Origin of the sequence: Roseibium album (assembly GCF_965233825.1) — a bacterium.
In the GTDB taxonomy this organism is placed as follows: Bacteria; Pseudomonadota; Alphaproteobacteria; order Rhizobiales; family Stappiaceae; genus Roseibium; species Roseibium album.
Window position 1 is genome coordinate 4,856,385 of sequence record NZ_OZ247583.1, and the last position, 13,038, is coordinate 4,869,422.

The following is a 13,038-nucleotide window of genomic DNA, read 5'->3' on the forward strand; positions in this document are numbered from 1 at the left end:
GCAGCAAAATCGACAGCTGTGTACATATCGGATTCTGGTTCCGGCAATGACGCTTAAATTATGACAGAAGGATGACAGAATGCAGCAGCTGGCGATAGGTGACACCGCACCAAGTTTTGATCTGGAAAGTGATGGTGGTGCCCGCGTTTCTCTGGACGCCCTCAAGGGAAAACCGGTTGTCGTGTACTTTTACCCCAAGGACAACACTCCCGGGTGTACAAAAGAGGCTATTGCGTTTTCCGAATTGATCGAGGACTTCAATAATCTGGGCGTCACGATCGTAGGGATGTCACCCGACTCCGCAAAGAAACACGACAATTTCATCGCCAAACACAATCTCGCTGTTCGTCTCGGAGCGGATACCGACACATCGACCGCAGAGGCTTATGGTGTCTGGGTGGAAAAATCCATGTACGGGAAAAAATACATGGGTGTGGAACGTTCAACCTTCCTCGTGGACAAGACAGGGAAAATTGCCCAGATCTGGAGAAAGGTAAAAGTTCCCGGTCACGCTGAAGCAGTCCTCGAGGCTGCAAAGGCTCTGTAGAACCGCCATCAAGTTCAATCCTGCCAAGGGTGCCATGCCGCAATCTTCTGCTCCAAGTCAGCCTGCCACGCTCGTGGCAGGCGCGCGGGCCATCGTTTCAGCGTCTGACACGACTGAAAAAGTCCGTTTGGCTTATGCGATATCAAAGTCCTGGTTCAAGCGCGATCTTTCGCTTGGAACCCCATCAAGGGACGGTCATATGCCGGACAGACCAGGCCGCCCGGACAAACCCGAGCTCCGGGCGCCACGTGACATGCCCAAACGTAATCTGGGCGGAACTTCCGGTCGTGTCGCGCTGCTCCATTCACTCGCCCACATCGAATTGAACGCCGTGGACCTGACCTGGGACCTTGTCGGCCGCTTTGCGCATGTGCGTCTGCCACGTTCCTACTATGACGATTGGGTTCGTGTTGGTCTCGAGGAGGCCAAACATTTTTCGATGCTTGAAGACCGGCTGGCAAAACTCGATGCCTGCTATGGCGACATGCCGGCACATGACGGCCTCTGGCAAGCGGCACAGGATACCGGACATGATCTGGCTGCACGTCTCGCCATCATCCCCCTGGTGCTCGAAGCGCGTGGCCTCGACATAACACCCCCCATGATCAAAAAGGCACGCGACATCGGAGATGAAGACACCGCAAAATGTCTTGATGTCATCTATCGCGATGAAAAGAATCACGTTGCATTTGGTGCCAAGTGGTTCCGATTCTTGTGTGACCGGCAGGGAATCAGACCTGAATCGGCCTTCCACGAATACGTTCGCCGGCATTTTCGTGGCAATTTGAAACCGCCATTTAATGATCGAGCAAGGTCTGAAGCAGGCCTAACCCCCGGATTTTACAAGCCTCTCGCCCGACTCTCGGGATAAATTAACCTCGATTGCAGACGATTTATTAACCTTACCAAATTCTAATCATCCTCAGTTCATTTGCAGAATGCAGACAGTGACTGAGTGATCATGCGACAGCGCCAAACAACGACGCAAACAAATCGAAAGCCAAGAATGGCGACACACCATTCGTCTTTGGACAAGAGTGCGAAATCCACGACCTATAGCGTGCGGCCCATTCACCTCATATGCGGCGCCCTCGCCTGCGTCGCGGCGACACTCGGCGTGAGCGGAACAGCCGGCTATTATTTGGTTCGCGGCGACATGGTGGCGGAAGCCACCGCGGAGCGGACCGAATTGGTTCTGGAATATCAGGATCATATCGACCGGCTGAGAGCGGAAATCCAGAAGCTGACGAGCCGCCAGATGGTGGACAGGGAAACTGTCGAAATCCAGGTCATGGATGTTCTTCGCCGGCAGCAGGATCTCAATCAGCGCCATGCAATCGTCGCCGACCTTGTTGCGCGCGCCGAAAGTGTCGGCATTTATCTCAGCAATGACAAACCGCTTCCGCCGCAAAAGCCCTCCCTCGACTCACGGAACCTTGCCTCGATCGGAACCAATGACAAAACGGCGATCGGTGGGGAAAGCGAACTGATTGACGAGCCTGTGAAGGCGCTGGGATTGCGTGAAAGCACTCCCAGATCCATCGATCCGCTGTCCTTGCTGCAAAAACCCGCGAAAGACACTGCGGAAAATCCTCAAGAGTTAAAAAAAAACACTGAGAAACGGGCAGCACTCGACGCGGTGAAAGCCGATATCTCCGAGATGGATGTGGAAAGCACGGCTGCGGTCGATGCCATAACCGTCGCCACGGAAGGCCGGATTGAAGATATCCTTTTAACGACGAAGAACATTGCGCCGGCTCTGAATGCCGCGCTACGCGAAAACAGCTCCATCGGCGGCCCTTTTGCACCTATATCGGAAAAGACCTTTCCCACTCGGCTCCAGCGCGCGGAAAGTGCCTTGAAAACGCTACGGCGCGTCAAGTTCACCGCACTGAGATTGCCTGTGAAGCGGCCGGTTCGAAACGGAAGCATATCCAGCAGCTATGGTCCGAGAGTTGATCCGTTCCTCAGGCGCCTTGCCATGCACACCGGGATCGATTTCAAGGCTCCCTATGGGGCTCGTGTCTACACTACCGCACCCGGCACGGTTTTGAGCGCCAAATGGAACGGTGGTTACGGCAAGATGGTAGAGGTGCGCCACGCAAACGGTTTTGTCACGCGCTATGCCCATCTGAGCCGGTTGCACGTTGCTGAAGGTGATCATGTCCTTGCAGGCGATTTGATTGGGAATGTCGGATCGACAGGACGCTCCACCGGCCCGCATCTTCACTATGAGATCCGCAAGGACGACAAACCTCATAATCCAGCAGCATTTCTCACCGCTGGCGAGAAACTGGCCGAACTCGCCCTTTGACGAAAACGGGACCCGAAGGCCCCGTTGACATTGGATTGATTTGCCACACGACCTGTCAGTCGCTGCCGCCCGTGTCGGCCGTATCTCCATCAGAGATCCGTTGCGCCAGAGACGCCTCCATGAACTTGTCAAGATCGCCATCGAGGACGTCGCCAGGTGATGTGCTTTCAACACCGGTTCGGTTGTCCTTGACCAGCTGATAGGGCTGCAGAACATAAGATCTGATCTGGTGCCCCCAACCGATGTCGGTCATCGACGCAGCTTCTGCGTTCGCTTCCTGTTCACGTCGTTTTAGCTCAGCCTCATAGAGCCGCGCTTTCAACATGTCCCAGGCAGTTGCGCGGTTTTTGTGTTGCGACCGTTGAGACTGGCACTGGACCACTATCCCGGTTGGCTGGTGCGTTATGCGAACAGCCGAGTCGGTCGTATTGACATGCTGCCCACCAGCACCAGATGCCCGGTAAGTGTCGATCCGGCAATCGCTTTCGTTGATATCGATCTCGATGGAATCGTCAATCACCGGATAAACCCGGGCACTGGAAAAGCTGGTATGACGCCGCGCGTTGCTGTCATAGGGGGAAATTCGTACCAGACGGTGAACACCGGACTCCGATTTCAGCCAGCCATAGGCGTTTTCGCCCTTGACCAGAAGCGTTGCCGATTTGATACCGGCTTCTTCTCCGTCCTGGTGCTCCAGGACCTCGACTTTGTAGCCACGTTTTTCGGCCCACCTGCGATACATCCGCAAAAGCATGGAAGCCCAGTCCTGGCTTTCAGTCCCGCCAGCACCCGAGTGGATCTCAATATAGGTGTCGTTGCTGTCCGCTTCACCGGAAAGCAATGAATTCAGCTGAAGCTTGTCGACCTTTTCCTTCAGCTCTCGAAGCGCGTCCTCCGCGTCTTGTATCACCGAAGAATCGTCTTCCATCTCGCCAAGTTCAATCAACTCGACATTGTCGGAGAGGTCCTGTTCAAGCTGCTTGACACCATTGATGCCGTCGTCGAGGTTTTGCCGTTCCTGCATCAGCTTCTGCGCCTTGGCGGCGTCATTCCACAGTTCCGGATCCTCAGAAAGAGCGTTCAGTTCTTCCAGACGGACAAGAGCCTGATCCCAGTCAAAGATGCCTCCTCAGCAGGCTTATGGCCTGCTTGATTTCATCTACGATCGCTTCCGTTTCGGCGCGCATCGGATACCTCTCTGTTTTAGTGAAACGGCCCGGCTTCCGTCAGGAGCACCGGGCCGAGAATTGGAGCGGGACATTAGCCGCGGAGCCGGTCACTGTAAACCGGCTATCGAAAGCAGGTCAGCTGCAGATGATGTTCCGCTGGCTCGAAGAAAATCAGTAAAGGCCGCCGGTACCCACAGTCACCGCTTGCTGCGCTGCGGGTGAAACGGCAGTCGGTACACCCATGGTGTCCTGAAAACCGATTACCGAATAACTGTCCGGCGGTGCCATACCGGGTTTGAACGATTCCAGAATTGCTCCAGGTGTCCCGGCTGCGGTACGCAACCCGGTCTGACGGTTGATCGGGATCAGCTGAAGACCGCGAGGAACGCGAAATTCGACCGGAGGCTTGTCGACCAGCGCTTTCTTCACAAAGTCTGTAAAGATCGGTGCTGCAACCTGCCCTCCGGTTGCTCCGCGTCCCATAGGCTTGGGATTGTCATAACCAACAAAAACACCGACCGCAATATCCGGTGTGAAACCCATGAACCACGCGTCTTTCTCGTCATTCGTCGTCCCGGTCTTGCCGGCCACTGGTCTTTCGACCGCCCGCACGGAAGTTGCAGTACCACGCTGGACCACACCTTCCATCATCGAGGTGATCTGATACGCCGTCATGGGATCGAGAACCTGTTCTCGATCATCAATCAGCGTCGGTTCCTGCTGCCCTTCCCAGACGTTTTCGGTACATCCGTCGCAGATACGACTGTCATGCTTGTAGATTGTACGCCCGTACCTGTCCTGAATGCGGTCAATCAGCGTAGGGCGAACTTTCCGCCCGCCATTGGCGATGGTCGCATAGGCCGTCGTCAAGCGAAGAACCGTTGTTTCTCCCGCGCCGAGCGACATGGACAGGACAGGAAGCATATTGTCATAGATACCGAACCGCTTCGAGTACTCGGCGACCAATGGCATGCCCATGTCCTGTGCCAACCGGACGGTCATCACGTTTCTCGACCGCTCGATGCCCGTTCGCAACGTCGACGGTCCATAGAACTTGCCGCCATAGTTTTGCGGCCGCCACGTTCCCAGACCGGGTCCCTGGCTTATCTCAAGCGGCGCATCCATGATGACCGAAGACGGTGTATATCCATTGTCCAGTGCTGCGGCATAGAGGAATGGTTTGAAGGACGATCCCGGTTGCCGGTAAGCTTGCGTCGCCCTGTTGAATTCGCTCTGAGCAAAGCTGAATCCACCGACGAGGGCCAGAACACGTCCCGTGTAGGGATCCATTGCGACCAGGGCGCCGGAGACCTTGGGGATCTGTCTCAGTTCAAACGTCCCCGGAGCGACCTGACTTTCCTGGACATAAACCACATCGCCTGGTGCCAGCACATCCGAGACAGCGCTTGGCGCACGACCGTTGACACGTGCCCACTTCATGGCGTCGAGAAACAGGGGGCCGCTCTTTCGCTCGTCCGAAAGTTTGCCGCTGACGAGCGTTTCCGGCTGAACGCCCACTGTTGCCTGGTCGCTGCCGCTTTCGAGAACCACTGCCAGCGTCCATTCGGGAATGTCGCTAAGTGCTTCGACCTTTGCGAGATCGACACCCCAATCGGCACCGATCGTCAACCGATCGACGGGACCATTCCAGCTGCCGCGTTGGCGGTCGAAATTGATCAATCCGTCCATCAGCGATTTGCGCGCCATGTTCTGCAGTTCCGGATCGAGGGTTGACCGAACCGACAAGCCGCCCTCATAGAGCCGCTTGGTCCCGAAGATTTCCGCAACTTCCCTGCGAACCTCTTCGGTGAAGTATTCTGCGGCGAACAGCCGTGAACCAGTTTGCCGCGGCTTTACGACAATCGGCTTCTTTTTCGCCTCCTCGCCTTCCTCGAAACTCACATAGCCGTCGGCAACCATGCGGTCGAGGACATAGTTTCGACGTGAAATCGCACGATCTGTGTGTCGGAAAGGATGGTAGTTGTTGGGAGCTTTGAGAAGCGCAGCCATGTAGGCAACTTCGTCCAGCTCCAGTTCATGCACCGATTTATCGTAGTAGATCAGTGCTGCTGCCGCAATTCCGTAGGCCCCCAAGCCGAAAAAGTTCTCGTTGAGATAAAGCTCGAGAATTTCGTCTTTCGTGTAAGCCTGCTCGATACGCAGGGCGAGTATTGCTTCCTTGATCTTGCGAACGATGGAAAGATCATTGGTAAGCAGAAAATTCTTTGCGACCTGCTGCGTTATGGTCGAGGCGCCTTCCGGTCGCCGGCCGGATCCGTAATTTTGTACAAATCGAACGGCCGCGCGTGCGATCCCTTCAGGGTCGACCCCGATGTGAGAGTAAAAATTCTTGTCTTCCGCAGAGATGAAGGCTTGTTTCACGAGGTCTGGCATGGCCTGGATCGGCAGGAACATGCGCCGTTCGGTTGCGTATTCGGCCATGAGACTGCCGTCTGCCGCATGTACGCGGGTCATCACGGGCGGCTCGTAATTCTTCAGGGTCGTGTAATCCGGCAAGTCTTCATCAAGATGTTGCAGATACATCCACACGCCTGCTGCAACCAGCAGTGCGAGCGCGGCCCCAATTCCGAAAAGGTAACCGAAAAATTTCACCAAAAACTTCATAGTGCGGGCTCGTCTTTCCCCGTCATTGCTGCATATCGCGTTCTAGCACGGAAACATTCATACGGCACCTTCAGGCACCTGTTTTCACAATGTCCTGATTGTTACCTCGTGCACCAATATGGCGATGCTGAGGCAATCGGCACACAAGACGCTCAATTTACGTGACAATTCAGCCTTTTCACTGGGACGGTAATTCCTGTTGCCGCGCAAGTCTTGGGCGGAAAAACCCGTGAATCGCCTCGTTCATGGCATTTGCCATGCGTTCCCGCCACTCCTCGGTTACCAGAAGCTTCTCGTCATGCTCATTGGACAGATAACCGAGTTCGACCAGAACAGAAGGCACATCGTGCGCTTTCAAAACCCGAAAACCCGCTGAACGATGCGGATTGTTGATGAGCCGGACTGCGCTCTTGAGCTCGCTCACAAGCGTCTTGGCAAAGTAGCTCGAAAAGGACCTTGTTTCCCTGCGCGCCAGATCAAGCAAAATGTCCGTCACATCGGTTGGTTCGTCATCCAGTTCAACACCCGCTATGACATCCGACATGTTTTCCACTTCCGCAAGTTCCTCCGAAAGCTGGTCGGAAGCCTTGTCTGACAGCGTGTAGACGGTTGCACCACGGGCGAATTTTCTGCCGCGACGCACCGAATCGGCGTGAATGGAAATAAACAGGTCGGCTTCAAGTTCGTGGCCGATTTCCACGCGCCGTGACAGAGAAACAAAGGTATCGTCCTCTCGGGTCAACCGGACCTCATAGAGGCCTGTTTCCTCGAGCTTGCTCTTCAAAAGACTTGCAAAATCCAGCACGATTGCCTTTTCGAGGGTACCACCGACACCAGTCGCGCCATTGTCGATGCCACCATGACCCGGATCCAGCACAATGAGAGGCTTTTCCCTCGCCTTCTTCGCTTTCATTCGGTCGGTTTTCGGCGCTGAGTTCTTGTCCTTTGCCGGTCCGGCACCGCGAGTTTCCTGTATGAAGGCGTCAAATTGCTCCGGTGTCGATCGAACAAGGTCCACAACCAGGCGCGCCGGTTGATCATCGACAGCGGGCAGGAAGAACGTCTTGTCGACGCGAACGGGTCCTGACAGATCCATAACGATGCGGGATTTTCCCGCTGCGAACAGACCGTACCGCCAGTCTTCAACCATCCCTCTGCCGGACATTCCCGTATCATCGGGCAAGGAAAACTTCACTTCGGGCAGATCGAGAATGAGCCGATAGGGTTTGGCGAGCCCGGATATGGACGGGGTCACCTGTGTATCCATATCAAGTACGAATCGGGTTCGGCTTTCATCGCCGGCGACGCGAGCCCCGATCACCTCGGGCATTGCCGCTTCGGCACCCGATATGAGACCGGATCCGGGAATGTTGAAAAAAAACAGTGTTATCAGGGCAATGGCCAATGTGACGGCCCTGCCGAAAGTGGCTGCAACACCGGCCACCTTAGGTTTTGTCCCGATTTTTTTCACAATTTCTCCGGCCATGTCGCTCATCATCTGCCAACGCTGAGGCCCCGCAGCTCCCCTCATACGCTATATGTGTGCGAAGGAAAATGGCATATGCATTTCACATTGCTTGCAAAGCCAGTCAGCGGATCGTAAAAGTACCTTACGGATTTCGGTTCAAAACCGATACCTTCCCGGATGACGCAACGGGGTATCTATCCACAACGTCATCGCAATCCAAGGCCTTCAAGCGACGGAACAGAGGCCGTTCTGCCGTTTCGAGAGGTGCCTTGTTGCTGAAGAGAAGGTAGCGGCAAATCTTTGAGACCGCGATGTCTCGCCAGATTGAAACCTGCCTTTGCGGCAAGGTTCAGAGCGAGATAACTGGCGGAAAACAAAGACGAATCTTTCCGGAACCGGCGATAGCAGACGAAGCGGCATTCCCCTCCCTGCTCTCCGGCAAAGGTACAACGACTTAACTTAAGGGCCTGCGTTGCCCCGAAGGACCCGCGCGATGAACACAGTGACCAACACAAGGCAAGGCTCCGCTTCAGCGGCCGCTTTTGTTGGTCTGACGACCGCGCAGGGCGCAGACGCCCTTCCCAATCTTAGCAAAACAATTACGGCAGCCCTTCTCCTTTCGGGCGATGCGCGTTTACGAAACGCGCCCAGCAACGCTGCCGTGGAGACGTTCAATAATGGCAAACAAAATGCTGATCGACGCGGGCCACCCGGAAGAGACCCGGGTCGTCGTCGTACGTGGCAATCGTGTTGAAGAATTCGATTTCGAAGCGGCGAACAGGAAACAGCTTCGCGGTAACATTTATCTGGCGAAAGTAACACGGGTCGAACCCTCGCTACAGGCAGCTTTCGTTGAATATGGCGGAAACCGCCACGGTTTCCTGGCTTTCAGCGAAATTCATCCCGATTACTATCAGATCCCGGTCGCCGATCGGGAAGCGCTGCTGGCTGCAGAAGCAGCAGAGCGCCAGGGTGAAGATCAGGAAGCTGAAGAAAAGCCAAAGCGCCGCCGCCGCTCGCGGGCAGCGAAAAACGAGTCATCGGAAACTGTTGCCAGCGAAAAAGTGGAAACCGCTGCTGATGATGACTCCGACAACGCCGATGGCGCAGCTGATCAGGACAACACCCAATCGGCAGGTGCTGAAGACGGTGTTGCCGAAGACCCGACCAATGCTGAAGACATCACGAGCGACGGCGATGAAAATGCAGCCGGAGCAGAAACTGAAACTTCCTCGGATAATGACGAAACAGCCGTAGAAGAAATTTCAGCCAGGTCCTCCGAAAATCAACCGAGTGACGAAGACCCGGAAGCGTCTACTGCAGACGATTCAAATTCCGAAGTCGATGAGAATGCATCCTCCGACGCTTCGAGCGATGACGAAGAGGCCCCTGTAAGAGCACGTAGCCGTCGCAGGCGGCGCAATCGAGACGACGACGACGAGATTGAAAACGACGATGACGCCGTTGAATCCGTTGGTGCCGAAGACGCGATGGAAGAAGTTCCGGAACGTACTGTTCCGCTTCGCAAGCAGTACAAGATTCAGGAAGTTATCAAGCGCCGCCAGATCATTCTCGTTCAGGTCGTCAAGGAAGAGCGCGGGAACAAGGGTGCTGCTCTAACCACTTACCTGTCGCTCGCGGGTCGTTACTCCGTGCTGATGCCGAACACCGCGCGTGGTGGCGGAATTTCGCGGAAAATCACACAACCGACAGACCGCAAGCGCCTTAAGAAAATTGCCTCCGAACTCGATGTGCCGGAAGGCATGGGTGTAATCCTGCGAACGGCAGGTGCCAGCCGGACGAAAGCAGAAATCAAACGCGATTTCGAATACCTGATGCGGCTTTGGGAAAATGTCCGGGAGCTTACACTCAAATCAAGTGCCCCAAGTCTTGTTTACGAGGAAGGCAGCCTTGTCAAAAGATCCATAAGGGACCTTTACAACAAGGACATAAACGAAGTCCTGGTTTCAGGTGACGAAGGCTATCGCGAAGCCAAGGACTTCATGCGCATGCTCATGCCGAGCCATGCCAAGAATGTTCAGCCATACCGCGATCCCTCACCTCTGTTTATCCGCAATGGCGTCGAACCACAGCTCGATGCGATGTTCTCGCCTCAGGTTACACTGAAATCCGGTGGCTACATCGTAATCAACCAGACGGAAGCACTGGTGTCGATCGATGTGAACTCCGGCAAATCGACGCGCGAACATAACATCGAGGATACGGCGCTTCAGACGAACCTCGAGGCTGCTGAAGAAGTTACCCGCCAGCTTCGTTTGCGGGATCTGGCAGGTCTGGTTGTTATCGACTTCATCGATATGGAAGAGTCGAAAAACAACCGCTCGGTTGAGCGAAAGCTGAAAGACTGCCTGAAAAACGACCGTGCGCGCATTCAGGTTGGACGGATTTCCCATTTTGGCCTTTTGGAAATGTCGCGCCAGCGTATCCGCACAGGTGTTCTGGAGAGCTCGACAACGCCTTGCCCGCATTGTCAGGGCACCGGCATGATCCGTTCCGTCGAATCGGTCGCACTTCATGTTTTGAGGTCCATTGAAGACAATCTTCTCAAGGGTGCGACACACAACCTGATCATACGTACAACGACACAGGTCGCGCTTTATATTCTCAACCAGAAACGCTCGAACTTGTTCGATCTGGAAACCCGTTTTGCCGTTGAGATAGAAGTAAATGCCGACGACATGGTGAATGGTCAGCTGTATGTGCTTGAACGTGGTGCACCCGTTGATCGGGACCGCATTCCGGCACCCCCACCGATGGTGCAACCGGACACGGTCGAAATAATCGACGAAGACACCGAGCAACCTGATGTCGAAGAACAGGCGCAAGACGAGGACGGTGGAGACCGCCGCCGCAAGCGACGCCGGAAACGCCGGAAAGGCGGGTCCGACAATGGCGACGAAAGCAATGATGAACGTCAGGTAGCATCCAGTTCGGAGGATGCAGATAGCGACGAAGCTCCGTCGTGGCCGTCGCGGCGGACGGCGTGGTCGACGCAATGGAGAAGGTACGGAACTCCAGGGCGACGACATGTCCGACGGAGATGTCCAGCAATCGGCCGATGCTGAAAGCGGAACCGATACGACGGAAGCAACCGACCCTGTTGAGACTGAAACAGGCGAAGCCAATGCCGCAGTTCCCGAGACCTCGGTAACACCGGAGACGGGTACAGAAACATCTGCTGGTTCGGAAGAAACAGACGCTTCAGTTGAAGCTTCCGCCGAGGCTGATGAGGTACCGGACGTTCAGGCAGCTGTCGCCGAATCCCGCGATAACAATGGATCTGATGCACCTGAAGTCGAAACATCGGCTACAGCGGAAACCGCGCCCGAGAACATTGTTGTCGAAACCCCGACATCCGAACAGCCTGTCCCGAACGAAACGACCGAGGAGACGGCCGATACCAAACCTTCAGCGCCTGCTGAGCCGGTTGTCACCAGCGAAACTTCTGATGAAGATCAGGAAGGCAAGCCGAAGCGGGTCGGTTGGTGGCAACGTGGCCGATCGTTTTTCTGATCATGCCCGGTGAATAGGAAAAAGGCGGCCGATGGCCGCCTTTTTTGTGTTCCGAACGAGAAGAACCATTTGAACTACTGGTCCGAAATTCAATTTTTCAGCGAGACAAGAAATCCGACATGCGGACAAGAGCCTCCTTCATGTTTTCATGCGCGCCGGCAAATGAGAACCGCAGGAATTTATGGCCGTGCACGGGGTCGAAATCGACGCCCGGAGTTGCTGCGACACCTGCGTCATGCAGCATTTGTCTTGCAAACCGGAGGCTGTCGTCACTGAGACGGCTGATATCCGCATAAATGTAAAAGGCGCCATCAACAGGGAGTAACTGATCGAAACCGATTGCAGGCAGCCCTTCAAGCAACAGCTCTCGATTGGCGACGTACCCGGCCTTGACTGCTTCAAGTTCCTGAACAGAGCCCAGTGCTGCGGTTGCCGCAAGCTGAGACATCTCCGGTGCGGAGATATAAAGGTTCTGGGCAAGGCGCTCTGCCGGACGCACAAGTTGATCTGGTAAAACCATCCAGCCTATGCGCCAGCCAGTCATGCAGTAGTACTTGGAAAAGCTGTTAATGATTATCGCATTATCCGAAATTTCAAGGGCTGACTTCTGGTCTCCGGAATAATCAAGCCCATGATAAATCTCGTCTGAAATGAACCAGATCTTTTCCGCTTCGGCAAACCTGATCAATTCGGTCAGCGCATCGGAGCTCATCATGGTCCCGGTTGGATTGGCCGGACTTGCCACCAGTATCCCTCGTACGGGCCCGTCCTTGAGGGCTTGCTCAATGTGTTCCGGCGTCAGGCACCACCGCGTTTCCTCACTCACTTCTATCTCAACTGGAACCAGACCCAGCGATCGCAGAATATTGCGGTAGGCCGGATATCCGGGTGCCGTCAGCGCTATTCTGTCTCCAGGGTCGAATGCGGCGAGAAAAGCAAGGTTGAACCCGGCAGAGGAGCCGGTCGTCACCATGATGCGGTCCGAAGGCACCTCAACCCCATATTCTGTTTTGTAGTGCTCGGCGAGCGCATGACGGAGCGGCTGAATGCCCGCAGCTGCCGTATAACCGAGACGACCATGCTCCAGTGCCTTTCGTGCCGCCTCAAGTGCCAGCCTGGGGGCTGGAGCGGATGGTTGACCAACTTCCATGTGGATGATCGATCGTCCCCCGGCTTCAAGCTTTGCAGCTTCCGCGAGAACATCCATGGCTATAAAGGGAGCAACGTCGCTGCGCCGAGATGGTTGAAATGCTTCATTGGTCATGGAGATGCTGTACTTCCGGCCTATTCCTGTCCTGCTGACCGTATTGCGGATTTTCCGCACGCTTGCAATGCATCCCGGAATCAAAGCCGTGGCATATGAGCATGAGACGACCAAACC

7 protein-coding genes and 1 pseudogene are annotated in these 13,038 nt (G+C 55.1%); 4 read left to right on the forward strand and 4 right to left on the reverse strand.

Going from position 1 to position 13,038, the window contains the following annotated elements; all coding sequences use genetic code 11:
* Positions 1-79 precede the first annotated feature (79 nt).
* The 3 genes from bcp to ACO6TI_RS22145 all read left to right on the forward strand — a co-directional run bounded on the left by bcp (position 80) and on the right by ACO6TI_RS22145 (position 2,861).
* Positions 80-547 carry a thioredoxin-dependent thiol peroxidase gene (gene bcp, locus ACO6TI_RS22135; RefSeq protein ID WP_104704017.1) on the forward strand — a complete coding sequence of 156 codons (468 nt, stop codon included), beginning with the start codon at positions 80-82 and terminating at the stop codon, positions 545-547.
* Between the two features lie 34 nt (positions 548-581).
* Positions 582-1,418 (forward strand): ferritin-like domain-containing protein, encoded by an 837-nt coding sequence (locus tag ACO6TI_RS22140; RefSeq protein ID WP_422383392.1) that lies wholly within the window; start codon positions 582-584, stop codon positions 1,416-1,418.
* A 135-nt stretch (positions 1,419-1,553) separates the two neighbouring features.
* Positions 1,554-2,861 carry a peptidoglycan DD-metalloendopeptidase family protein gene (locus tag ACO6TI_RS22145; protein WP_209004723.1) on the forward strand — a complete coding sequence of 436 codons (1,308 nt, stop codon included), beginning with the start codon at positions 1,554-1,556 and terminating at the stop codon, positions 2,859-2,861.
* 55 nt (positions 2,862-2,916) lie between these two features.
* Here ACO6TI_RS22145 and prfB read toward each other — a convergent pair.
* The 3 genes from prfB to ACO6TI_RS22160 form a co-directional block, all read right to left on the reverse strand.
* A protein-coding gene (prfB, locus tag ACO6TI_RS22150) for a peptide chain release factor 2 (RefSeq protein ID WP_196880000.1) occupies positions 2,917-4,048 on the reverse strand; the annotation gives its coding sequence in 2 pieces (ribosomal slippage) (positions 2,917-3,978 and positions 3,980-4,048; 1,131 coding nt in all).
* Between the two features lie 153 nt (positions 4,049-4,201).
* Positions 4,202-6,646: a penicillin-binding protein 1A gene (locus ACO6TI_RS22155; protein ID WP_173937382.1), complete on the reverse strand. Its 2,445-nt coding sequence runs from the start codon at positions 6,644-6,646 to the stop codon at positions 4,202-4,204.
* A 187-nt stretch (positions 6,647-6,833) separates the two neighbouring features.
* Positions 6,834-8,126: an N-acetylmuramoyl-L-alanine amidase gene (locus tag ACO6TI_RS22160; RefSeq protein WP_321207112.1), complete on the reverse strand. Its 1,293-nt coding sequence runs from the start codon at positions 8,124-8,126 to the stop codon at positions 6,834-6,836.
* 674 nt (positions 8,127-8,800) lie between these two features.
* Here ACO6TI_RS22160 and ACO6TI_RS22165 point away from each other — a divergent pair.
* Positions 8,801-11,657: pseudogene (locus tag ACO6TI_RS22165) on the forward strand (Rne/Rng family ribonuclease).
* A gap of 97 nt (positions 11,658-11,754) precedes the next feature.
* On the opposite strand, the gene ACO6TI_RS22170 reads toward ACO6TI_RS22165, so the two are convergent.
* Entirely contained in the window at positions 11,755-12,921 is a 1,167-nt protein-coding gene (locus ACO6TI_RS22170; protein ID WP_422383393.1) for a pyridoxal phosphate-dependent aminotransferase, read from the reverse strand.
* Positions 12,922-13,038: the final 117 nt, after the last annotated feature.